Genomic DNA, 23,807 nt, shown 5'->3' on the forward strand with positions numbered 1-23,807 from the left:
ACATGAAAAAATTATTACTTACAGCACTTATTACAACGTCAATTTTTGGGCTAGCTGCTTGTGGTGGGAAAGATAAAGATGAAAAAAAACTGGTTGTTGGAGCTTCTAACGTACCGCACGCTGAGATTTTAGAGAAAGCAAAACCGTTACTTGAGAAAAAAGGGATTGAATTAGACATCAAACCATTCCAAGATTACGTACTGCCGAATAAATCTTTAGCAGATAAAGAATTAGATGCCAATTACTTCCAACATATTCCGTACTTAGACAAAGAGATTAAAGACAAAGGTTATAAATTTGAAGTAGCAGGTAAAATACATTTAGAGCCAATTGGTGTATATTCCCAAAAATATAAAAGCTTAAAAGAGCTTCCAGATGGAGCAACAATTATTATGAGTAACTCCGTTGCTGACCATGGCCGCGGTTTAGCAATCTTGCAAAAGGAAGGCGTTTTGAAAATTAAAGATGGTGTCGATCCTGTTAAAGCAACGCCAAAAGATATTGCAGAAAATCCGAAAAACTTGAAATTTAAAACAGATATTGAGCCTGGGTTATTACCACAAGTGTATAACAATAAAGAAGGCGATGCAGTTTTAATTAATTCAAACTATGCAATTGATGCAAAGTTAGACCCAGCGAAAGATGCGATTGCAATCGAAGCAAATGATTCTCCATATGCAAACGTAGTTGCAGTTCGTAAAGGGGATAAAGACAAGAAAGAAATTAAAGCTCTTGTAGAAGTGCTACATTCTAAAGAAATTCAAGATTTTATTGAAAAAGAATATAAAGGTGCAGTTGTTCCTGTAAAAGAATAATTGCTTGAAAGGGGCTAGGAAATTTCCAGCCCTTTTTTCTTTACCCCGCATTAACGGGCAGTAAAATCCCACACCTTAAGGTTTGGTGAAGGTAAAAAAAGGAAGGTGTGGGATAAAATGACCGTAAAATCCCGATTGGTTCAACTAACCATCAGTAGAGGGGAAAAACATCCCTCACTGATGGAAGTTTCACTTTATATAAATAAGAAGAAAGGTGTATCATAGTAGGATGTGAGGGAAATACTTATATACATTTGTGAAAAAATTGTTACATTTTCTCAGCGTTTGCGATATCATTTTATTTGATATAAAATTAGAATGAGAATAAAATGAGAATATGAACGTTTTAGGAATTTTTAAAATGTATATATAGGATTAATGGAGGTATTGAGATGGCTGGTTCTACATTAACGGTTAAAGACTTACACGTATCAATCGACGGTAAAGAAATTTTAAAAGGTGTAAACCTTGAAGTAAAAGGTGGAGAAATCCACGCAATTATGGGACCTAACGGAACAGGTAAATCAACTTTATCTTCTGCAATTATGGGTCACCCAAAATATGAAGTAACAGAAGGTAGCATCATCATCGACGGTGAAGATGTATTAGAAATGGAAGTAGATGAGCGCGCACAAGCGGGTCTATTCCTAGCAATGCAATATCCAAGTGAAATTAGCGGAGTTACAAACGCTGACTTCTTACGTTCTGCAATTAACGCACGACGCGAGGAAGGCGATGAAATTTCTCTTATGAAATTTATCCGTACATTAGATAAAAACATGGAATTCCTAGAAATGGATCCAGAAATGGCACAACGTTACTTAAACGAAGGTTTCTCTGGCGGTGAGAAAAAACGTAATGAGATTCTTCAATTAATGATGATCGAGCCAAAAATCGCAATCTTAGACGAAATCGATTCTGGTCTTGATATCGATGCATTAAAAGTTGTATCTAAAGGTATTAACGAAATGCGCGGCGAAGAGTTCGGTTGCCTAATGATTACGCATTACCAACGTTTATTAAACTACATCACTCCAGACTTCGTTCACGTTATGATGAACGGTCGTATCGTTAAATCTGGTGGCCCTGAGCTTGCACAACGTCTAGAAGCTGAAGGTTACGACTGGATTAAAAAAGAATTAGGTATTGAAGACGAAACAACAGAGCAAGAAGCGTAAGAGAGGAGCATAAACATGACAATCGGTACATTACCTTTCGATCAAGAAACAATCCGTCAACGCGCAAGCGAAGTAAACGAAGCTGCTTGGTTGACTGAGTTCCGCTTACAAGCTCTTGCACAAGCAACTGAACTTCCAATGCCAACGCCTGATAAAACGAAAATTGAAAAATGGGACTTTATCGGAAAAGGCGACGCTGCTAAGCAAGAGCCTGTAAGTTCTTTAACAGAGCTTCCAGAAGCAGTGAAAAACTTAATCGATGAAAATAACAGCGTATTAGTACAACGCACTGGTACTACTGCATTCGTTTCTTTAGCAGACGAAGCAAAAGAAAAAGGTGTTATCTTTACAGACATCGTAACAGCTGCAACTGAGCATGCTGAACTATTACAAAAGTACTTAATGAAAGACGGCGTGAAAGTAGACGAACATCGTTTAACTGCACTTCATGCTGCATTAATCAACGGCGGTGCATTTGTATATGTTCCGAAAAACGTTGTTCTTGAAACTCCACTTCAAGCTGTATTCTTAGTAGACGGCGAAGAAGCTAACGTATATAACCACGTATTATTCGTAGCTGATGCGAACAGTACTGCGACTTATGTAGAAAACTATGTTGCAAATGAAAATGCTAAAGGTATTGCAAATATCGTAGCAGAAGTAATCGTGGAACAAGGTGCACAAGTGAAATTCGGTGCGGTTGATCTATTAGCAAAAGACGTAACAACTTACGTTAACCGCCGCGGCATCGTAGGACGCGACGGCCGCATTGATTGGGCTCTAGGCCTTATGAATGACGGAAACACAATTTCAGAGAACGTTACGAACTTAATGGGCGACGGTTCATATGCTGATACGAAAACAGTAACAATTGGCCGTGGTAACCAAACACAAAACTTTACAACGAAAGTTGTTCACTTCGGTAAACATTCTGAAGGTTGGATCTTAAAACACGGTGTACAAAAAGATAGTGCAACATCTATCTTTAACGGAATTGGTAAGATTGAACATGGTGCATCTAAATCAAATGCACAACAATCTTCTCGCGTTCTTATGTTAGATGAGAAAGCTCGCGGTGATGCGAACCCAATTCTTTTAATCGATGAAGATGATGTAATGGCAGGTCACGCAGCTTCAGTAGGTCGCGTAGATCCAGTACAACTATACTACTTGATGAGCCGTGGTATTCCAAAACGCGAAGCAGAACGTTTAGTCATCCATGGATTCTTAGCACCTGTAGTAAATGAGCTTCCAATTGAAGGAGTAAAAGCACAGCTTGTTGAGGTAATTGAAAGGAAAGTTCGCTAATGAATATTCATGAAATACGCAAACAGTTTCCAATTCTTGATCAAAAAGTGAACGGCAAACAACTTGTTTATTTCGATAGTGCAGCAACTTCTCAAAAACCAATTCAAGTCATTGAAACGTTAGAACGTTACTATAAAGAATATAATTCTAACGTGCATCGCGGTGTTCATACGCTCGGTACGAAAGCTACCGACGCGTATGAAGGTGCACGTGAGAAAGTTCGCAAGTTTATCAATGCGAAATCAATGGAAGAGATTATTTTCACGCGCGGAACGACAACTGCATTAAATACAGTAGCGGCTAGCTATGGTCTTGAAAATGTAAAAGAAGGCGATGAAATCGTTATTTCTTACATGGAGCACCATAGTAACATCATTCCGTGGCAGCAAGTTGCAAAGAAAACTGGCGCAACTTTAAAATATCTTCCACTTCAACCAGATGGGACAATTTCAATAGAAGATGCTCGTCAAACAATTACACCGAATACAAAAATCGTTTCTATCATGTATGTGTCTAACGTACTTGGAACGATTAACCCTGTAAAAGAAATCGGAGCAATCGCACACCAAAACGGTGCAATCATGGTCGTTGATGGTGCGCAAAGTACACCTCATATGAAAGTAGATGTACAAGATTTAAACTGTGATTTCTACGCATTATCTGCTCATAAGATGTGTGGACCTACAGGTGTCGGCGTATTATATGGTAAGAAAGAATTGCTGAACAATATGGAGCCAATTGAATTTGGTGGTGAAATGATTGATTTCGTAGATTTACAAGAATCTACTTGGAAAGAGCTTCCGTGGAAGTTTGAAGCAGGTACACCGATTATCGGTAATGCAATCGGACTTGGTGCGGCAATTGATTTCCTAGAAGAAATCGGTCTTGATAATATTGAAAAGCATGAGCATGAATTAGCGCAATACGCTTTAGAAAGACTATCAGAAGTAGATGGCGTTACAATTTATGGTCCAAAGCATCGCGCTGGTCTTGTTACATTTAATATCGAAGACGTACATCCTCACGATGTAGCAACGGTATTAGATGTAGAAGGTATTGCGGTTCGCGCAGGACATCACTGTGCACAACCGCTTATGAAGTGGCTAAAAGCTTCTTCAACAGCACGTGCGAGCTTCTATTTATATAATACAAAAGAAGAAATTGATACATTTGTTGAATCGCTAATCAAGACAAAGGAGTATTTCACAAATGTCATTTAATAATTTAGATACGTTATATCGTCAAGTTATTATGGATCATTACAAAAATCCTCGTAACCATGGCGTGTTAGAAGATAGTGTTACTGTTAACTTGAACAATCCAACTTGCGGCGATCGTATTCAACTTACGATGAAAGTAGAAGAGGGTATTGTAAAAGAGGCGAAGTTTGAAGGCGAAGGATGTTCAATCTCAATGTCTTCAGCTTCAATGATGACACAAGCAGTAAAAGGAAAGAAAATTGAAGAAGCACTTCAGCTTTCTAAAATTTTCTCTGACATGATGCTAGGAAAAGAGTATGATGACAGCGTTGATTTAGGAGATATTGAAGCATTACAAGGCGTATGCAAGTTCCCAGCACGTATTAAATGTGCAACATTAGCGTGGAAAGCGTTAGAAAAGGGCTTAAACGAAGATAAGTAATGTTACAGGTTCCTAAAAACAAGGTTATCTAAGGAGGGACACACCAACATGGCGAAGCAACTGCCAGATATCGGCGATTACAAATATGGTTTCAAGGACAAAGACGTTTCGATTTTCCGTGCTGGACGCGGCTTAACAAAAGAAATCGTTGAAGAGATTTCACGTATGAAAGAAGAACCACAGTGGATGTTAGACTTCCGTTTAAAATCACTGGATAAGTTCTATGAAATGCCAATGCCACAATGGGGCGGCGACTTAAATGACTTAGATTTCGATGAAATTACGTACTACGTAAAACCATCTGAGAAATCTGAGAAGTCTTGGGATGAAGTACCTGATGAAATTAAAGCTACATTTGATAAATTAGGTATTCCAGAAGCTGAGCAAAAATATTTAGCTGGTGTATCTGCACAGTACGAATCTGAAGTTGTATACCACAACATGAAAGAAGACCTAGAAGCTCTAGGAATCGTATTTAAAGATACAGATAGCGCATTAAAAGAGAACGAAGACATTTTCCGTGAGCATTTCGGAAAAGTAATCCCACCAACAGACAACAAATTCTCTGCATTAAACTCTGCAGTTTGGTCTGGTGGATCATTCATCTACGTTCCAAAAGGTGTTAAAGTTGATACACCACTTCAAGCGTATTTCCGTATTAACTCTGAAAATATGGGACAATTCGAGCGTACGCTTATTATCGTAGACGAAGGCGCACACGTACACTACGTAGAAGGTTGTACAGCACCAGTTTACACGACTAACTCACTTCACAGTGCGGTAGTAGAAATCATCATTAAGAAAGATGCATATTGCCGTTACACTACAATCCAAAACTGGGCGAACAACGTATACAACCTAGTTACAAAACGTGCGGTTTGTGAAGAAAACGCAACGATGGAATGGATTGACGGTAACATCGGATCTAAATTAACGATGAAATACCCAGCAGTTATCTTAAAAGGCGAAGGCGCTCGTGGTTTAACATTATCTATCGCGATTGCTGGTAAAGGCCAACACCAAGATGCTGGTGCGAAAATGATTCACTTAGCACCAAACACATCTTCAACAATCGTTTCTAAATCGATTGCAAAACATGGTGGTAAAGTAACTTACCGTGGTATCGTACACTTCGGACCAAAAGCGAAAAACTCTCGCTCTAACATCGAGTGTGACACGTTAATCATGGATAACCAATCTACATCTGATACAATTCCTTACAACGAAATCAAAAACGATTACGTTTCACTTGAGCACGAAGCGAAAGTATCTAAAGTATCAGAAGAACAATTATTCTACCTAATGAGCCGCGGTATTTCTGAGCAAGAAGCTACAGAAATGATCGTAATGGGCTTCATCGAGCCATTTACTCGCGAACTTCCAATGGAATACGCAGTAGAAATGAACCGCCTAATCAAGTTTGAAATGGAAGGTTCTATTGGTTAATATTTAAAGTGGAAGCGGCTCGTTTAGAATATGAGGGGGATGGAGCTTCTGACGTAGAGGCGTTCTTTGCCTCGCAGGAAGAAGCGAAGCCACCGAATATTCTAGCCGCTGGAACTGGATAATAGAAATGCGGAGCCGACTGTTTAGAACAGCAGGACGTTGGAGCTTCTGCCTCGCAGGAAGAAGCGAAACGACCGAATGTTCTAGCCACCGGAACTGGATAATGAAAGAAAAGTAGAAGCGCCTTGTTTACAGGGCGCTTTTTTAATTGGAAGCAAATATATCAACCGTTTCCCCCGATATATCGCCGTTATTTGTGAAATAACGGCGTTTTGATACGAAATAGGTTTGAATATATTAAAAAATAAATGTGTAAGCCACTGTAAACTGTCTATTTTAAATAAATAATAAAAATTTTATCAATATACAAAAATCGAAATTATATGATATAATTTTTCGGAAAAGGAGGTGAGTATTTCGAAAGTTCTAAACTATGTTGAAGGAATAAGATTTCTAGTATGTTTATTAGTTAGTTTATGCACTATTAATTATTCGTTTATTTCCTTCGCTGAAACATAAACAAGTAATTTAGCTGGTATAACAAAATTATTCTAAAAAAGGAGTTGATTTTTTTGAAAATTATAAAAAATAATAGAGGAATAAAATTCCTAGCATGTTTACTAATTAGTTTTTGCACTATTAATTATTCATTTATTTCCTTCGCTGAAACAAAAACAGGTAATTCAGCTGATGCAACAAAAAATGCTAGTGACATTGATACTGGCATAGCAAATCTAAAGTATAATAATCAAGAGGTTTTAGCAGTAAATGGTGATAAAGTAGAGAGTTTTGTTCCGAAAGAAAGCATAAATTCAAATGGTAAATTTGTAGTAGTTGAACGTGAGAAAAAATCACTTACAACTTCACCAGTTGATATTTCAATTATTGATTCTGTGGCTAATCGTACTTATCCAGGAGCAGTACAACTTGCAAATAAAGCTTTTGCAGATAATCAACCTAGTTTATTAGTGGCTAAGAGAAAACCTTTGAATATTAGTATAGACTTACCTGGCATGAGAAAAGAAAATACAGTAACTGTCCAAAATCCAACATATAGTAATGTGTCTGGAGCAGTAGATGATTTAGTATCTACTTGGAATGAAAAGTATTCAACAACACATACCTTACCTGCAAGAATGCAGTATACAGAATCTATGGTTTATAGTAAATCTCAAATAGCAAGTGCTCTTAATGTTAATGCTAAATATCTTGATAATGGGCTGAACATTGACTTTAATGCGATTGCAAATGGAGAGAAAAAAGTGATGGTTGCGGCATATAAGCAAATTTTTTATACCGTAAGTGCAGAGTTACCTAACAATCCATCAGATCTTTTTGATAATAGTGTTACTTTTGCAGAGTTAACTCGTAAAGGGGTAAGTAATACGGCTCCGCCTGTTATGGTGTCAAATGTAGCTTACGGTAGAACAATTTATGTGAAATTAGAAACAACATCTAAGAGCAAAGATGTACAAGCTGCCTTTAAAGCCTTACTTAAGAATAATAGCGTCGAAACGAGTGGACAGTACAAAGATATTTTTGAAGACAGTACTTTTACCGCTGTAGTATTAGGCGGAGATGCGAAAGAGCATAACAAGGTTGTTACAAAAGATTTTAATGAAATACGAAATATCATTAAAGATAATGCAGAATTAAGTCCTAAAAATCCAGCATACCCAATTTCATATACAAGCACTTTCTTAAAAGATAACGCAACTGCTGCTGTTCATAACAATACAGATTATATTGAGACTACAACTACAGAATATTCTAGTGCTAAAATGACACTTGATCATTACGGCGCATATGTTGCTCAATTTGATGTATCTTGGGATGAATTCTCATATGATCAAAATGGAAAAGAAGTACTAACACATAAAATTTGGGAAGGAAGCGGCAGAGACAAAACAGCTCATTTCTCTACAGTCATACCACTTCCACCGAATTCAAAAAATATAAAAGTCGTAGCGAGAGAATGTACAGGTCTTGCATGGGAATGGTGGAGAACAGTTATTAATGAACAAAATGTTCCATTAACAAATGAAATAAACATCTGGATTGGTGGAACGACATTATATCCAACCTCTAATATTAGTTATAATTAAAGATGATGTATACATTTGAAGCGCCCTGCTAAGCAGGGCGCTTCTTTATGTTGTATGTGTAACTCGCGCGGTGGCAGATATATCCTGATGGGTATTTAATTAAATATATCAGCGATTTTTCAAATATATCGGCGATTCGACATGATATATCGACTTATCGACAAATTGAGACATGGAGGGTGACTGCAAATACCCCTAGACTAAATTGTATCTATCTTATCCACCGATTTAATTCGGTACCATATATGCTTCATGCCAGCATATGTACTGTAACCAATTAGGGCGCCGAGTGTATTTAGTATGATGTCATCAATATCAAATACACCGGTGAATGTAAGCAGCTGTAGTAATTCAATTAAGAAAATGCATTTAATAAAAACTTTACATGCTAATTTTACGTTATTTATTCGTCTAAATAGTAGAGGAATAAGGAATCCAAGGGGAATGAAGATAACAATGTTTCCTATTGTATTCGTAAGTATAATATCTAAATTGTAGTGATCAAAGTCTGTCATATACATGAGTAAGGTTGTGAAGGGAGTAAGATTGAATAGACCATTTAAGTCACGCCAGTTACCCGTTTCCAAAAATAATGTAATACTGTCAAAATAATACGGATATCTCCCCAACAATAATTTAAAAAATAAAACAAATGAATACGGTACAAATAACGCCCAGCCTAACCACCGTACATACTTCTGAGAAGGAGGCTGCATAGCCTTATCAATTTCAATTCCTAAAGTAGAAGCTTCTCCAAAATTTTGAATGGCTAATTGAGTAGCTGCTTGTTCAGACTTTCCTTGTTCTATAAATTCTTGCTTCAAACTTGTTAGATGGTCATGAATCTCAAAGTAGAGGTCTTCCTTATCTTGCTGTGACACATTTGCTTTTTGAACAATCCGCTTTATGTATTCCTCAAGCGTCATCAGTTTAAAGCCCCCTTCCCACAAACTTTAATTAGAGCTGTTACAGAGTCCCATGCTGTGAGTTTTTCTTCTAACACCTTTTTTCCATTTGCAGTAATGCTGTAAAACTTTCGTTTCATACCAGTTTCAGACTCTCCCCAATAGGAGCTAATCAGTTCTTTTTGCTCCAAGCGTTTTAGGGCTGGGTAGAGTGTACCTTGGCTCATATTGTATAAATCATTGCTGTTTTCTTTTAACTTTTGAATGATTTCATAGCCATATGTGTCATGTTGTCGAATGATAGAAAGGAGTAAAATATCAATACTTCCTTTTAATATCTCTTTATCCATTTTATGGTCACCACCTTGTGGATAGATTGTAACACGACATATGTCGTGTTACAAGGTGTATTGTGTAAGCAAATATATGAATTACTCTACAATAAAAGACAAGTGGTGTTTAGACAGTATATATTTTTTTATAACCGCATTTGAATTTCAGTCATATATTCATTTGGATTTAACAAATCATTTATGATAATATGTTATACAAAAAATAAGGTTGAAAAGATATTTGAAATCACTTTCCAGAAATAAAGAAAATCCGATGAAATCTCATCGGATTTTTCTCTTTTAAAAAGGAGAGTGTATTTTATAATAAGTAACATTTTAAATTAAAATGCTTTACGTTGATAAATGAATAATGATACGCCCCATGAAACGAGATAAGCGCATAAGATAATAATCGTAGCTATAGCGTACAGTGTTGGTATAGATAGACTGAAAATAGCATCGGTAACGGTACTAAACTTTGTTGCAAGAGATTGTACCGCTCCTGGACCAAAAGCGGTTAATACTAAAAATGAAACTAAAACAATTAAAGACATATGATTTTGCTTAAATTGATAAAATAGTGGAAATGAAATGGCTGCAAATAGCAAAAATAATGCATTTCCCATGATAATATGCTCTACAGTAAATGACTTTTGGAAGATGATTAGCATTGCGCTTGTTACAGCAATCGCTAACAGCATGTAAAAAATTGTTCCAATATAACGTGAAGAAACAATTTCCTTACGTGTATATGGTAAAGAATTTAATAAAACATTTGTTTCTGCTTTTTCGTCATAGCTACGCGTATTAAAAGGAATAAAAATACTTGCAACCGTAAATATTAAAATAGGGTGTTTGTTCATCACAATAAAAAAGATAATACAGCCTAAATAAACGAGCAATTGCTTCTTCTGTAAAATTAAGTCGCGCTTGATTAAGTTAAGCATGATGCCCTACTCCTTTCGAATAATACATAATGTCTTCTAATGAGGCGCGTTCAATCATAACTTCATTGCCAAAAATTTGTTTAACCTCAGCTACATTATTCGTTAATGCTTCAAAGCCAGTTGGTGCACGATGAATATGCATAAAGGCTTTTTCTGTATCGCGATCTAATAAATCTGTACTGCCTTTTACTAAGGCATAGTTTTCTTCCACCTCATGAATCGACTGATTAAAGATTAAATTTCCCTTTTTTAAAAAGGCAATAAAATCAGCGATGCGATCTAAATCCGTCGTAATATGTGTAGAGAAGAAAATTGTGCGATTACCATCGAGCATTAATTCATGCAGTAAGTTGAGTAACTCACGTCTAAATATTGGGTCTAAGCCTGCCGTTGGCTCATCCATAATAATCAACTCAGCATGATGTGATAGCGCAAGCGCTAATGAAGCCTTCATCTGCATCCCTTTTGAAAAAGTTTTAATCGCTTTATTCATCGGCAGTTCAAATTGCTCTACATACTGCTTAAATATCGCCTCGTCCCAATTTTTGTAAGCGGGTGCGACCATCCGTTTAATATCCTTTAGATTTAAGCCCTCATAAAATACGTTACTATCAAAAACAAAACCGATACGCTCTTTAATTTCCTTTTCGTGCGATGCGTAGTCTAGATCAAAAATTTTAATCTCACCTGCATCTGGCTTTAATAAGTTCATCATCAGTTTAATGGTTGTCGACTTCCCAGCACCATTTGCGCCAATGAAGCCTGTTACAAATCCTTTTTTGATTTGTAAATTTAATTGCTCTATTGAAAAACCTTGAAAAGCTTTACTGACGTTGTGTAGCTCTACTATATTTTCCATACAGTTTACTCCTCGTATAAAATAGTTAATAATTCTCGCAATTCCGTTAAGGGTAATCCAATTTCTTTACTATTAGCAATGACAGATAATAACTGTTCTTCAATCACTTTTAATTTCTTCTCACGTACTACATCTAAATTTTGCTCAGCAACAAAAGAGCCCCTGCCTACAATTGAATAAATAAAGCCTGCTTTTTCTAACTCCTCATACGCGCGCTTTGTTGTAATAACACTAATCTGTAAGTCCTTTGCGAGCTGGCGCATTGATGGAAGTGGAGAGCCCTCTTGTAAATCACCGGTTAAAATTAGTGATTTTATTTGATTTGTAATTTGTTCGTAAATTGGCTCCTTAGAACTATTTGAAATAATTATTTGCATGCAAATCCCTCTTAGTCTTTATATTGTATATATACTTTATATACAATATATATATTTTGTGTAGAAAATGCAACATATTTTCAGAATTTTTATATAAAAAATTCATGTGAGTATATTCAAATTGCTCCCGCATTCACGACCAGTAAGATTTCCATCTCAAAGCTCAGAAGATGGGTAGCGGATTAATTATCCGTAAAGGCTCAATTGGTGAAGGATAATAATCAGTGGTGAGAATTATATTTTTAGGAAAGAAAATTGTATTTCTTTCCTAAAAATAAGTTAGATATTTAAAGAGGGGAAGTTCAGTATGAAAGGGAGAATTTTTTGCTTTTTCATCTAATGAGAGTACAATGTAAAATAGCAAGAAAAGACGAAAAGTATTTACAGGATTATTGCACGCGCGTAGCGTAAAAGGCAGTAAGGAACTGAGAGGAGGTTTTTTCTCTGGATATAAATAAAGAAACAATTATTCACCTTTATCATACAAACGATATACATAGTCATTTTGAAAACTGGCCGCAGATTTCTCGATTTGTGCAAGAAGAGAAAAAGCGTAGACAGAAGGCAGGAGAGTCTGTTTTCACTTTAGATATTGGCGATCACGTAGATCGTTTTCATCACATAACAGAAGCGACGAATGGGCAGGGGAATACGAAATTATTAAACGAAGCGTTATATGATTATGTAACAATTGGAAATAACGAAGGAATTACATTAGCGAAGGAACATCTTGAGCATTTATATGATGAAGCAAATTTTGAGGTGCTTGTAGCTAATTTATTTGAAAGAGATGGAACGCGTCCTACTTGGGGAAAACCGTACAAACTGCATACAACTACAGATGGGATTACGATCGCTTTTATTGGTTTAACGGTAGCTTATCCAGATTTTTATGAAATGCTGGATTGGCATATTGAAGATCCGATTGCACATTTGAAATTGATTTTAGAAGAAGTGAAAGAAAAAGCGGATGTTACTGTTGTTCTTTCCCATCTTGGAAAGAATGAAGATGAGTATATGGCAGAGCATTATGATATTGATGTTATTTTAGGAGCGCATACGCATCATTTGTTTGAGCATGGCGTTCTTGTAAATAAGACTCTTCTTTGTTGTGCGGAAAAGTGGGGACGCTATGTTGGGCACGTTCAGTTAACAGTAAATAAAGAGACGAAGCAAGTTGTTAAAAAAGACGGAAGAGCGCTTTGTACAAAAGAACTGAAAGTTTCTAGTGAACCGTTACCGACTATTGAGGTCCTCGAGGAAGAAAGTACATGCATTATGGGAGAACCCGTTATTGAGCTTAAGGAACCCCTGCCAATTGATTGGTTTAAAGAAACCCCTTTTTCAAGTATGTTAGCTAGAGCATTAAAAGAATGGTGTAATGCTGAGATTGGTATGGTGAATGCGGGTGTGTTGCTAGAAGGATTAAACGAAGGGATTGTTACGCGAAGAGATATCCACCGTATTTGTCCACATCCTATTAATCCATGTGCATTAAAAGTAAAAGGAAAAACATTGCGAGAAATTATTTTGAAAGCACGTCGTCCTAATATGGAAAGTCTTGAAGTAAAAGGGCTTGGTTTTCGCGGGAAAGTGATGGGGAAAATGATTTATGATGGTATAGAAGTAATTCCAGATACGATTCCTGGAAATAAAATTTTACTTCAAGACGTGCTGATTAATGGGGAGTCTTTAGAATTAGAGCGTATATATACTGTCGGAACAATCGACATGTTTACATTTGGATACTTATACCCAGAACTATCCACACTTTCTGACAAGCAGTATTTTATGCCAGAGTTATTAAGAGATGTGTTAGCGAAGATGTTGATAACTTACACATCTTCAATTAAATTATAGGCTAGTTAACTTGTAACACCCATTTTTCTCTTTTCATAAAGATAAGAAAGAGAGGAGTGTGTGAATGATGGTAAATGTTGAGCCAATTATTATTGATAACTATACGTTTATAGCTGTTAGCGTAAAGCTCCCAAAAACAAACTTGCTGGCTGTTATGAGCGATAAAGGATATATTATGTGTGGTGCTTTAGATGTTGGTCTCTTAAATGAGAAATTGGGAGACAGAGGAATTATTGCAGGCCGTGCAGTTGGCGTGAGAACGATTGAGCAGCTTCTTGAAGCACCACTTGAATCGGTAACGACCGGTGCCGAATCTTTAGGTATTTTGGCAGGCACACTTGGAAAAGATGCGTTATTAAAAATGATATAAGCATATATCGTCCCTCTTTCTTGCATAGAAATGATAATAGAAGGAGGGTTTTCTTATGCGTACATTTCGTCCAAAAGCTTCGCGGTTTCGAAAAGGACCGCTTCCTTTTCGGCATGTACTACTTATTTCGTTTATCATTTTTTTATTGTTAACTTTGCAAGGATTTTGGATTGTGAATAAAAGCATTCAACCGACATTAATCAAGTATGGGGAAGTGCAGACACATAAAATGGCAACGGTTGTTATGACGAAAGCAGTAAAGGATCGACTTAAGGAAGGATTTGATGTGGATTCATTAATGAAAGTACAAAACGATAAGAATGGAAAAGTATCCACAATCGATTTAAATACAAAGCAAGTAAATGAGATTTTAACATCGACTACTGCATACATAGAGAAGTATTTGCATCAAGTTGAGAAAGGGGATATGGAGGCGCTCGGCCTTCCAGAAGAGACTGGAGTATCGATGTCTGTTCCTCTTGGACGCATAACGGATAATGCACTCCTTGGTAATTTAGGACCGGATATTCCAATTGATTTTACAACGATCGGTCATGTGAATACGGACATTAAGCAAAATGTAAAACCTCATGGTATTAACAATACAGCGATTGAAGTTGTGATGGAAGTCGATGTAACGCTGCAGGTAATTATTCCGTTTCGTACAAAAGAAATTACAGTAAAACAAAACATCCCAATTGCGACGCGAATTGTGCAAGGTGAGGTGCCGTCATATTATGGAAACGGTGGCGTTGTTGTTCCGGATAGTAAAGAGAAGAAAGAGGATGATTAAGTTTGAAAAGACGTGATAGAATCTAAAAGGAAACAACCATAGCAATTAGCTACGGTTGTTTTTTAAATTTGCACGTTCTTTTCGCTCCCATAAACTTAAATGCATATACGGATCAAAGGCCCATTCTGTATAGCCGTTGTCTTTATATAATCCAAAGTGCAAGTGTGGCGGGAATTTACCTGCTGTACCAGGAGGACCGTAGCCTGTGCTACCAACAAAGCCGATGACTTTTCCTGGTTCAACAATTTGTCCGAGTTGTATTTCTTTCGAAAAACCACCTAAATGTGCGTAATAATGATAATTGTTATATAAATCGCGAATACCAATGCGCCAGCCGCCAAGGCGATTCCAGCCCTTTGTTTCAATAATGCCGTAGCAGGTAGATCTTACTGGTACGCCATATCCTGCAAAAATATCGGTTCCTTCATGAATACGTCTTCCGCCAAAGCTCCGTCCAGCACCAAAGGTACTACGGTAGCTATTATCGCTATGGACAGGTAGAGGAAAAGCATACCCTTCTAAGTTAATGCGGCCATAGTGCTTATAGATACGAGCGTATTCGGTAATTAATTCAACTGTTTTCGCACGTCTATAATATTCCCACAGCATAATTTTAATACGATCTTCTGAAGTCCCTTGTTGTTTCAGAATAGTTGCCATTGTGTGCAAAAGATCTCGGTCGTTATTTGCATCTGCCAGTCCGTCTTTATCGCCATCTAAACCAATCCCGCCAAAGAGAGAAATTGTGTGGGGTAATGTGTCGTTGTACACGGAATTGGCAGGTCCAGCCCACATTTCTGGTTTAAAGTAAATGGATACGATGGCATTGGGCTTTTTCGGAATATCTCTTCTTACGCTCCGAATATTGCGTTCATATTGATCAATTGCGGCTACATAATACCATGGAATATTAGTATCTTTTTCAGTTTCTTTGTAGAGTGCCATGCGCTTTTCGTATATTTGATTTTGGTCTAGTTCACCATAGGCAATACCTTGCCCAAGAAACATGTAAATAGAAAGAAATAGGGCAATCTTTCGAAGCATGAAAATAAACTCCTTTCACAACATCACTCTTTTTAGTGTGGGATATACGAGATATTTCATTATAGTAAATCATTGGTAAAAATTCTTGGAATCTTCATTTGAGCAAATCGCTTTCATACGTTAGAATAGATATGTTACATTGAAAGAAGCGAACACGGTAAACTATTTCATATTGTGCGGAGTTGATAACATGACAAAACAAACAGAATATAAGCGCAAGCCCGAATGGTTGAAAATTAAGTTAAATACAAATGAAAACTATACAGGCTTAAAGAAAATGATGCGTTCTAAGCAGCTTCATACCGTTTGTGAAGAGGCAAAATGCCCGAACATTCACGAATGTTGGGCAGTAAGAAAAACAGCAACATTTATGATTTTAGGTGCGGTTTGTACACGTGCTTGTCGTTTTTGTGCGGTTAAAACAGGCTTACCAACAGAGCTTGATTTACAAGAGCCAGAACGCGTAGCAGATTCTGTAGTACACATGGGCTTAAAACACGTTGTTATAACAGCGGTTGCACGTGATGATTTAAAAGATGGTGGAGCAGCTGTTTTTGCTGAAACAGTACGCGCTGTTCGTCGTAAAAATCCATTCACGTCGATTGAAGTGTTACCATCTGATATGGGCGGGGTAGAAGAAAACTTAAAAATGTTAATGGATGCAAAACCAGATATTTTGAACCATAACATTGAAACAGTAAGTCGATTATCTGACCGAGTTCGCGCTAGAGCAAAATACCCTCGTTCATTAGAATTTTTACGTCGTGCAAAAGAAATGCAACCAGATATTCCAACTAAATCTAGCATTATGGTGGGTCTAGGTGAAACAAGAGAAGATTTAATTGAAGCAATGGACGACTTACGTGCGAACAATGTGGATATTTTGACGCTTGGACAATACTTACAACCATCTAAAAAGCATTTACCAGTTATTAAATACTACACACCAGCAGAATTTGCAGAGCTAAAAGAAATTGCACTTAGCAAAGGGTTTAGCCACTGTGAAGCTGGTCCGCTTGTTCGTTCTTCTTATCATGCAGATGAGCAAGTACGTTCTGCGAAAGAAAATACAGCAGCAGCAAAATAATTGTAAAAAATCCTTCTTAGTAAGAATGCTAAGAAGGATTTTTTTTAGGGGGAATCTTATGAAGGCTTTTTTATTTTTAGCGATCGCGATTGTAAGTGAAGTATTTGGAACAACGATGTTAAAGGTATCAAATGGTTTTACAAAAGTGCTTCCAAGCGTAGGAGTAGTATTAGGTTTTGCCTCAGCATTTTTCTTTCTGTCAAAATCGCTGCAACACATCCAACTGAGTACGGCTTATGCCATTTGGTCAGGAGTAGGGACGGCGTTAACGGCACTGATTGGTGTACTTATTTGGAAAGATGTCTTCACGTGGCAAACTGCTCTTGGAATTGCTCTTATTATAGGTGGGGTTATCGTACTGAATATGTCGGGATCTGGTTCTCACTAAAAAGAGAGCTAAATTAGCTCTCTTTTCGATATAAATTCATATGGATTTGCTGACACACAAGCGGTGGCTATGAAAATAAAAGAGGAATCTCCACTTGTTAATTCCTTTTGTTTTCACATGGCATGGGGCGAAAAAAGGTCCTGACCGCATCTATCCATGGCAGGACGCTCTCTCCCACCTAAAAGAAATGTTTTACCTGGATTTTTCAATTTATTTTTCTATATTCTAAAACAGTATTTTGACATGTGGATAAAATCTTTTTTAATTCTTCTGTGGATAATTCAATTGTAAATTCTGGAACACCTGGTGTAATTAAAATTTTATCATAGGTGTAGATGGCACGATCCACAATAATTGTTACATCCTGTGAATAACCGAAAGGCGCCACGCATCCAGGAATACAACCTGTTTGTTCTCTTAGTTCATTAGGTGAGCAAATTGATAAGTGCTCACCAGTGATTTCCCTCATTTCGTTCCTCTCGAGACGAGTTCCCTCTACTGTGAAGAAAACGTAATAGGAGCCAGATTTTGATTTTAAAAATAAACTTTTACTAGGAACACCGTGTAAGCCGAGACGTTCTCGAACGACTTGATCTGTTTCATAATCAAGAACTGGTTCGTGTTCGAATTTTTCATAGGAAGCATTTGTTTTATGTAATAAAGAGATTACTTCTTCGTACATATTTTAATAATACCCCTTTCTATATTTGCTGCATATTCAGCATTGTTTTTTCAAATTTTTTTGCACTTAAAATTTCGTGTGTTAAAAATTTCCCGTTATAAAAAGCCCCGTATGTTGTGAAGGCACAAGGAGCCCGCTTGGCATCTTCTCGCGATGTCAATTGAATACATTCAAAAGGGATGTGATATTGCTGCGTGATATTAGCTAATTCTTGATGAATGTAATAATCAGTATAAGGACACTGATTTGTATAATAGACAACTAAGCCGTTTTGATTTGGAATCTGCATATCCTTGGCGCTTGCTGTAAAATGTGGTGAAAGAGCATTTGAATCGAACTTGTATACAAGTAATTCAAAATAAGGCGGTGCTGTATCACATACTTGAAATCCTTTTTTCTTTAAGTAGATGCCATCTGATAAATATGGGCGTTTCTTCTTACTTGAAATAACAACGATACCATGCTTCCCCTTTGCTTTAGAATCTTGAATACATTCTTCTAAGAGCTCTGCTCCGTATCCTTGTCCTTTAAAGCGTCCTGATACCCAAAAGCAATTGATATATGTGTATCTTGGTGCAGAGATAGGTACCCATGCATATTCAGCTGGAAGATACTCAATGAACACTTTTCCTTTCACATCTAGCTTTTTAAATACAAGTCCTTCTTCAAATCGCTCTTTTAACCATTCTTTTTTTAGCTCGACACCACGTTTCACTTTTTTGTCTGATATTGCACAGCAAATATGTTCCTGTTCAATATTATCTCGTGTAACGATTTTCAACAGTTTCTCCCCACAATCTGTGGATTGTCGTTTGTTCATCAATTGTAATTTCGTAAACATCAGGGTTGCTTAAGTTCTGCCATTCCTTAAAACCAATCTGATCATCAAAGTACTTTAAAATAAGTGTTAATAAGTTTCCATGTGTAACAAGTAATGTTACTTGTTGTTCTTGTTGTAAAATAGCTTGAATAAGCGATGTTGCGCGGTTCATCGCCTGCTTTGTTGACTCTCCGCCTGAAAAGGCAATATCTATATTTGTAAACGTATATTCTAGTTTTGGTAACCAATCTTCTAATGGTGCATTGCTTAATATGCGCTCTGTTAATCTCTCGTCTTCTTTAATTGGTAAATTCGCGCGCAATGCAAATGGTGTAATGGATTGAAGCGCTCGGGTAAAAGGACTTGAAATAATGGACTCTATTTGCAAGTTCTTCTCCATAAGAACATCAGCAAGAAAGTGTGCCTGTTTTTCGCCTGTCCTTGTTAGCGGTGCGTTTCGCTCTTGTCCAGTAGCTGAACAGTGTCGTACAACAATAAGCTTTTTCAAAATTCATCCCTCATTTGTTCAAGTTGACGATACATACTTCGACAAAAAGGAAAAAAAATCCTCTATACAAAAAAACTAAGCTCAAGCGAGCTTAGTTTTTTTCTGGTTTAATCGTCAGTTTGTCTTTCATTTTACGAATGAGAATGAAGGCGCCAACTGCACAAATAAAAGTAATTCCTTCTGCAACAAATATATTGATAACTTGTTTTTGATAAAGAGCTGCAAAGAAGTCTATAAATGCATGGAATAAGCCGGCATATATAACAAAAATATATTTCTTATGCTTGACGCCATATAACACAAGCATTGAAAAGGCGATTTGTAAAACAAGAGCTAAGATTCTTTCTACGCCACCAAGTAGGTAGAGAGAGGGAGAAGTACTAAGTAATAAATCTTGCACTTGACTGAGTTGAGGGGCCTTTTCAATAAGTTGTGCAAAACTTCCATTGTTAATTGAAATAGCAAAGTATAGGGTTTGCAGACTAGCTAGAGCTCCAATTGAAATAGATTCAATTCCTCCGTGTCCAATTCCATATGCTAAACCGTCTTTATATTCCCGAAATTTCTTCAGTAAATAGAAGAAAGCAATGAATCGTCCTGCTTCTTCAAAGATAGCGGCAGTGAGTGCACCATATAGGGCATAAAGGAATGGATTTTTTAATAATTCAGATGTCGCCTCGTTCCCAAGCATAAATACGTGAAAAGGTGTTTCAAGAATTTGCGCAAATCCGATAAAGATAAGAACACCGATACCGACAACTTTCCAGTTTATCTTATATTTTTTTCGAAAATAAATAAGCACGATAATGGGAAAGAGAACCGAGATTGCCAGTTGCAAAATCATACTAGTAATGACAGCATTTGAAATCATATTTTTCACCACTTTCTAATGTATGTACCATTATGTAAATTTAAAGCTTAAAACGATGGAAGCTCCCAATATTTAAAGGGAAGGGAGAGTCCATTTGGGCATAGAAGCAGTTAGCGTCAGAAACTTTTTCTTCATAACCGACTTAGATGCCGTGGATTTACCCTGCATCAACTTCCCATAACAGCCCAATCGATGAGAGCTGATTAAAGTTTCACTTTATCTATTATACAGGGAATTACAGGAATCGTTTACCTTAACTAAAATATAGGTTAAAAAAAGAATTTTTTCTGTTGACCCTTACGTTGCGTGATACTTTAATGTATGTATTGAGGGAGGCGAAATAATGACAATGAGGGTAAAAGAAGTAGCCGATTTAGTTGGTATTAGTGTGCGCACACTGCATCATTATGATGAAATTGGACTTTTAACTCCAGACGAGATGACGGAGTCTGGTTATCGTCTGTATTCCAATGAAAACTTAGAGACGCTGCAGCAAATTTTATTTTTTAAAGAGCTTGGCTTCCCTTTAAAGAAGATTAAAGAAATTATCATGAGTCCTTCGTTTGACCGAGACGAGGCGCTTACGCTGCACCGGAAAATGCTGCTTGAGAAGCGCGCTCGACTAGATAAAGTGATTGCGACAATTGATAAGACAATTCAGCATACAAAAGGAGAGATTGAAATGACGAATAAAGAAAAGTTTGAAGGATTTGATTTTAGTCATAACCCATATGAAGAAGAGGCGCGTACGCGATGGGGAGATGAAGCTGTTGATAAAGCGAATAAGGCAGCAGCTGGTATGACTAAGGAAAAGCAAGAAGAGTTTAATAATATTTATAGAAAGCTTGCTACGCTTCGGCACAGTGAACCTCATTCTAAAGAGGCGCAATACGCGATCCAAGTATGGTATGAGTACTTGCAAAACTTTGGTCAATATTCATTAGAGGCATTTAAAGGATTAGGACAAATGTATGTCGATGATGAACGCTTTACAAAAAATATTGATCAGTTTGGAGAAGGATTGGCTAGATTTATGTGTGATGCAATGGCAGTGTACGCAGATAACCATAAAAAATAAAAAGATGGGGCTGTCTCAAGTAGACAGCTCCATCTTCTATTTTTTAATCATGTCATTTAGCGTAGCATTTTGGCTATTATTTAAATGTGGATTTTTACCCATTTCGTGTTTTAGCATATCAAGAGTTTGTTCATATTCTTTATTATTTAATGTACCAGATTGCAGCCCTTGAATTTGGGTAATCAATTTTTGGTCTGTAGATACATATGCTTTATAATAGCGAGGAACGATGGACAAAGCCGTTTTATATACTTGCTCTGTTACAAGATTTGGATCATTTGTTGTTGCTCGGTATACAACAAATACTTCATCATCAGTTACGAGTGTAGCGGCATTTGTGACATCAGGGAGCTGGACGATCATACTTGTAATCATTTCAGCTACCTTCTCACGGTTAATGGCGCCTACTTGTTTGTTAGATACTTCATCTTTTTGTTTAGATGAGTACCCAACTTTTGTAAGCTTTGTATTTGTATTTTCTGTATGGTACATGTCGTTTTTATTGGAAACAAGAACGCGGCTGCCTTCCTCGCGTTCCATTTCTGCTTTATTTGCTGTTTGACAACCTGCAAACACAAAAAGGGTGAGAAGAGAGAGTATCATTTGTTTTTTCACGATGTATCACCTCCTTCTCCATAGCATTTACTACTTTTCAATTTTTTGTATTTGAAATTGTTGGTTGTTAGGCTTTGTGATACGATAAAAAGAAGAATGCTTAGAAAGGAAGTTAGTGATGGAGCAAAAGCAGGAGATTCATGCTACAGTGAGCATTAATAATGTTCAGTACGAGGTAATTAAAGACTATCGTAACGGTTTTCGTGAAGAAGCATTTAAAGAGCGCTATGCAGAAATTTTAAATAAATATGATTATATCGTTGGTGACTGGGGATACGATCAACTTAGATTACGCGGTTTTTTTGCTGATAGTAACCAACGTGCGACATATGATACGAAAATTAGCACATTATCGGAGTACTTATATGAGTACTGCAACTTTGGTTGTGCACACTTTGTATTGCGAAAAGTGAAGAAGTAAAAAGAAATTCCTCTTACGCAGATGTAAGAGGAATTTTTTTACTTCAATATTTTTTCGTAGCAGTTATACCAATTGTGAGAGGCTCTTTCCTTGCAAAGTAAATGGCCCCTCGGCAAATATAATCTAGTCTCCTTTACAAGCAAATTGAAATAAGATCGCCTTCTGAAAGTGTTGTATTTGGTTTCATCTGTTTTCCGTTCAGTTGAATGTGTCCGATTTTGATTCGTTCTACAATTGCAGTACGGCTCCAATCTGAAATATATGCAGCTAGTGCTTTATCCATACGGTGAGAGCCTAAGACGGTTTCTAATATAATGTATAGCTCAGTGGTGCCAATTTCTTTATATTGCATAATGGAAATAGTAGTTGTTGTTTCATCTTGTTCATTCTGAATCATATCAAGTGTTTCTACATGATCAGAAAACGATTTATAAATTTGGAGTTTTTTATTCCATGTATGACCTTTCGGGCATTTATAAATTGCAAAGCGGTAAATGTTCTTTCCATTTGCGTTATGCCTGCGAATATTTGTATCAATAAAAGGGGTGATATGACCACAATTTTTACAATGTTTTTCAACTGGCACTTCAAATTCATTTTCATATAAATTCCAAGAAAGTTGTACTTTCTGCATTTTCCTTCACCTCGTATATGTTTGGTAAAGGAACGTAATACAGCTATTTGGATGTCTTGCAGTATGAATAAATGAGAAATAGACAAAAATAAAAAGAGGTTCCCTTAAGAGGAACCTCCGTACAACATCATACTACAGATGTGTTACGTTCCTTTGTAATGGGAAATGAACAGACTACTCCCTTGAAAAAGCACGCAGCTTTTTTGAGAGCAATGCTATTCAATTGCTGATCCATTACAAAGTAAATGTTGGCATACGTAGTAGACGTCCTTTCTTCCAAATAGATTTGCTTATAAGTATATCATAAAAGATTGAAAATTCAAAACTTTTATCGTGTATATCAACTTGATTTTCTCTATATATCCATATCGATTTTCAAGCACCTAAGTCGCGGCTATCAAAACAAAAGAAGATCTCCACTCACTTTCTCCTTTTGTTCTCGTTAGGCATGGGGCCAAAAAAGGCACTGACCGCTTCTATCCATAGCCGGACGCTCTCTTCCCACCTAAAAAGAATGATTTTATGCCAGTTTTTCAATTTGTATTTATATATATAAAACACCAGCTACTGCAATAGCTGGTGCATAATACTACCCCGCATTAACGGGCAGTAATACTCCTACCTTGAAATTTAGAGGAAGCATTGTCCAGCTCTAGCGGCTAG

Annotated in this window: 26 protein-coding genes; 14 read left to right on the plus strand and 12 right to left on the minus strand. The window is 36.8% G+C overall.

What is annotated here, in order from left to right; all coding sequences use genetic code 11:
- Window positions 1–2 precede the first annotated feature (2 nt).
- The 7 genes from metQ to CN373_RS06285 all read left to right on the plus strand — a co-directional run bounded on the left by metQ (window position 3) and on the right by CN373_RS06285 (window position 8,553).
- Entirely contained in the window at window positions 3–815 is an 813-nt protein-coding gene (metQ, locus tag CN373_RS06250) for a methionine ABC transporter substrate-binding lipoprotein MetQ (protein ID WP_000735117.1), read from the plus strand.
- A gap of 392 nt (window positions 816–1,207) precedes the next feature.
- Window positions 1,208–1,993 carry a Fe-S cluster assembly ATPase SufC gene (sufC, locus tag CN373_RS06255; RefSeq protein WP_000929160.1) on the plus strand — a complete coding sequence of 262 codons (786 nt, stop codon included), beginning with the start codon at window positions 1,208–1,210 and terminating at the stop codon, window positions 1,991–1,993.
- Between the two features lie 15 nt (window positions 1,994–2,008).
- Window positions 2,009–3,301, plus strand: coding sequence for a Fe-S cluster assembly protein SufD (gene sufD / locus CN373_RS06260; RefSeq protein WP_000152175.1), 1,293 nt, complete (start codon window positions 2,009–2,011; stop codon window positions 3,299–3,301).
- Complete coding sequence (gene sufS, locus CN373_RS06265) at window positions 3,301–4,521, plus strand: cysteine desulfurase SufS (RefSeq protein WP_001020764.1); 1,221 nt, start codon at window positions 3,301–3,303, stop codon at window positions 4,519–4,521. The genes sufD and sufS overlap by 1 nt, the downstream gene beginning before the upstream one ends.
- On the plus strand, window positions 4,511–4,942 hold the full coding sequence (gene sufU, locus CN373_RS06270; protein WP_000009522.1) for a Fe-S cluster assembly sulfur transfer protein SufU: 432 nt from the start codon (window positions 4,511–4,513) through the stop codon (window positions 4,940–4,942). The genes sufS and sufU overlap by 11 nt, the downstream gene beginning before the upstream one ends.
- Before the next feature lie 48 nt (window positions 4,943–4,990).
- Window positions 4,991–6,388, plus strand: coding sequence for a Fe-S cluster assembly protein SufB (gene sufB, locus CN373_RS06275; protein WP_001118827.1), 1,398 nt, complete (start codon window positions 4,991–4,993; stop codon window positions 6,386–6,388).
- Window positions 6,389–7,011: 623 nt separating this feature from the next.
- The gene (locus CN373_RS06285; RefSeq protein ID WP_033664339.1) at window positions 7,012–8,553 is read left to right on the plus strand and encodes a thiol-activated cytolysin family protein; all 1,542 of its coding nucleotides are present in this window, start codon (window positions 7,012–7,014) and stop codon (window positions 8,551–8,553) included.
- A gap of 200 nt (window positions 8,554–8,753) precedes the next feature.
- On the opposite strand, the gene CN373_RS06290 is transcribed toward CN373_RS06285, so the two are convergent.
- The 5 genes from CN373_RS06290 to CN373_RS06310 form a co-directional block, all read right to left on the minus strand.
- Window positions 8,754–9,479 (minus strand): VanZ family protein, encoded by a 726-nt coding sequence (locus tag CN373_RS06290; RefSeq protein ID WP_000171317.1) that lies wholly within the window; start codon window positions 9,477–9,479, stop codon window positions 8,754–8,756.
- Window positions 9,479–9,808: a PadR family transcriptional regulator gene (locus tag CN373_RS06295; protein ID WP_000356638.1), complete on the minus strand. Its 330-nt coding sequence runs from the start codon at window positions 9,806–9,808 to the stop codon at window positions 9,479–9,481. The genes CN373_RS06290 and CN373_RS06295 overlap by 1 nt, the downstream gene beginning before the upstream one ends.
- 323 nt (window positions 9,809–10,131) lie before the next feature.
- A complete protein-coding gene (locus CN373_RS06300) occupies window positions 10,132–10,737 on the minus strand; it encodes an ABC-2 transporter permease (RefSeq protein WP_000933350.1) in 606 nt (201 codons plus the stop codon).
- Window positions 10,730–11,596, minus strand: a complete 867-nt coding sequence (locus CN373_RS06305) for an ABC transporter ATP-binding protein (protein ID WP_000428044.1) — start codon at window positions 11,594–11,596, stop codon at window positions 10,730–10,732. The genes CN373_RS06300 and CN373_RS06305 overlap by 8 nt, the downstream gene beginning before the upstream one ends.
- Before the next feature lie 5 nt (window positions 11,597–11,601).
- The gene (locus CN373_RS06310; protein WP_001165717.1) at window positions 11,602–11,973 is read right to left on the minus strand and encodes a GntR family transcriptional regulator; all 372 of its coding nucleotides are present in this window, start codon (window positions 11,971–11,973) and stop codon (window positions 11,602–11,604) included.
- A 468-nt stretch (window positions 11,974–12,441) separates the two neighbouring features.
- On the opposite strand from CN373_RS06310, the gene CN373_RS06315 reads away from it, so the two are divergent.
- The 3 genes from CN373_RS06315 to yunB all read left to right on the plus strand — a co-directional run bounded on the left by CN373_RS06315 (window position 12,442) and on the right by yunB (window position 14,996).
- On the plus strand, window positions 12,442–13,833 hold the full coding sequence (locus tag CN373_RS06315) for a bifunctional metallophosphatase/5'-nucleotidase (RefSeq protein ID WP_079999579.1): 1,392 nt from the start codon (window positions 12,442–12,444) through the stop codon (window positions 13,831–13,833).
- A gap of 67 nt (window positions 13,834–13,900) precedes the next feature.
- Window positions 13,901–14,203: a YunC family protein gene (locus tag CN373_RS06320; protein WP_033664833.1), complete on the plus strand. Its 303-nt coding sequence runs from the start codon at window positions 13,901–13,903 to the stop codon at window positions 14,201–14,203.
- A gap of 55 nt (window positions 14,204–14,258) precedes the next feature.
- Complete coding sequence (gene yunB, locus CN373_RS06325; RefSeq protein WP_098358967.1) at window positions 14,259–14,996, plus strand: sporulation protein YunB; 738 nt, start codon at window positions 14,259–14,261, stop codon at window positions 14,994–14,996.
- A gap of 45 nt (window positions 14,997–15,041) precedes the next feature.
- On the opposite strand, the gene CN373_RS06330 is transcribed toward yunB, so the two are convergent.
- Entirely contained in the window at window positions 15,042–16,040 is a 999-nt protein-coding gene (locus CN373_RS06330) for a M23 family metallopeptidase (protein WP_098358968.1), read from the minus strand.
- A 190-nt stretch (window positions 16,041–16,230) separates the two neighbouring features.
- Between CN373_RS06330 and lipA the strand changes: the two genes are divergently transcribed.
- Window positions 16,231–17,127 (plus strand): lipoyl synthase, encoded by an 897-nt coding sequence (gene lipA / locus CN373_RS06335; RefSeq protein ID WP_000166377.1) that lies wholly within the window; start codon window positions 16,231–16,233, stop codon window positions 17,125–17,127.
- Between the two features lie 58 nt (window positions 17,128–17,185).
- Window positions 17,186–17,515, plus strand: coding sequence for a DMT family transporter (locus CN373_RS06340; protein ID WP_000642963.1), 330 nt, complete (start codon window positions 17,186–17,188; stop codon window positions 17,513–17,515).
- Between the two features lie 205 nt (window positions 17,516–17,720).
- Here the strand turns inward: CN373_RS06340 and CN373_RS06345 are convergent, their stop codons facing one another.
- The 4 genes from CN373_RS06345 to CN373_RS06360 all read right to left on the minus strand — a co-directional run bounded on the left by CN373_RS06345 (window position 17,721) and on the right by CN373_RS06360 (window position 20,396).
- Window positions 17,721–18,197, minus strand: coding sequence for a YbaK/EbsC family protein (locus CN373_RS06345; protein WP_098358969.1), 477 nt, complete (start codon window positions 18,195–18,197; stop codon window positions 17,721–17,723).
- A gap of 19 nt (window positions 18,198–18,216) precedes the next feature.
- A complete protein-coding gene (locus CN373_RS06350) occupies window positions 18,217–18,978 on the minus strand; it encodes a GNAT family N-acetyltransferase (RefSeq protein ID WP_000706989.1) in 762 nt (253 codons plus the stop codon).
- Window positions 18,956–19,525 carry a histidine phosphatase family protein gene (locus CN373_RS06355; protein ID WP_000734038.1) on the minus strand — a complete coding sequence of 190 codons (570 nt, stop codon included), beginning with the start codon at window positions 19,523–19,525 and terminating at the stop codon, window positions 18,956–18,958. The genes CN373_RS06350 and CN373_RS06355 overlap by 23 nt, the downstream gene beginning before the upstream one ends.
- A 91-nt stretch (window positions 19,526–19,616) precedes the next feature.
- Window positions 19,617–20,396, minus strand: coding sequence for a YhfC family intramembrane metalloprotease (locus CN373_RS06360; RefSeq protein ID WP_033664402.1), 780 nt, complete (start codon window positions 20,394–20,396; stop codon window positions 19,617–19,619).
- Between the two features lie 343 nt (window positions 20,397–20,739).
- Between CN373_RS06360 and CN373_RS06365 the strand changes: the two genes are divergently transcribed.
- On the plus strand, window positions 20,740–21,474 hold the full coding sequence (locus CN373_RS06365; RefSeq protein WP_098358970.1) for a MerR family transcriptional regulator: 735 nt from the start codon (window positions 20,740–20,742) through the stop codon (window positions 21,472–21,474).
- A gap of 36 nt (window positions 21,475–21,510) precedes the next feature.
- Here the strand turns inward: CN373_RS06365 and CN373_RS06370 are convergent, their stop codons facing one another.
- Entirely contained in the window at window positions 21,511–22,089 is a 579-nt protein-coding gene (locus CN373_RS06370; RefSeq protein ID WP_000744503.1) for a YhcN/YlaJ family sporulation lipoprotein, read from the minus strand.
- Window positions 22,090–22,207: 118 nt separating this feature from the next.
- Here CN373_RS06370 and CN373_RS06375 point away from each other — a divergent pair, with 118 nt between their 5' ends.
- Window positions 22,208–22,510 (plus strand): YutD family protein, encoded by a 303-nt coding sequence (locus CN373_RS06375; protein ID WP_000435939.1) that lies wholly within the window; start codon window positions 22,208–22,210, stop codon window positions 22,508–22,510.
- A gap of 133 nt (window positions 22,511–22,643) precedes the next feature.
- On the opposite strand, the gene CN373_RS06380 is transcribed toward CN373_RS06375, so the two are convergent.
- Window positions 22,644–23,144, minus strand: coding sequence for an RNA-binding S4 domain-containing protein (locus tag CN373_RS06380; protein ID WP_098358971.1), 501 nt, complete (start codon window positions 23,142–23,144; stop codon window positions 22,644–22,646).
- Between the last annotated feature and the right edge of the window lie 663 nt (window positions 23,145–23,807).

This window comes from Bacillus cereus (genome assembly GCF_002561295.1).
Classification (GTDB): Bacteria; Bacillota; Bacilli; order Bacillales; family Bacillaceae_G; genus Bacillus_A; species Bacillus_A cereus_S.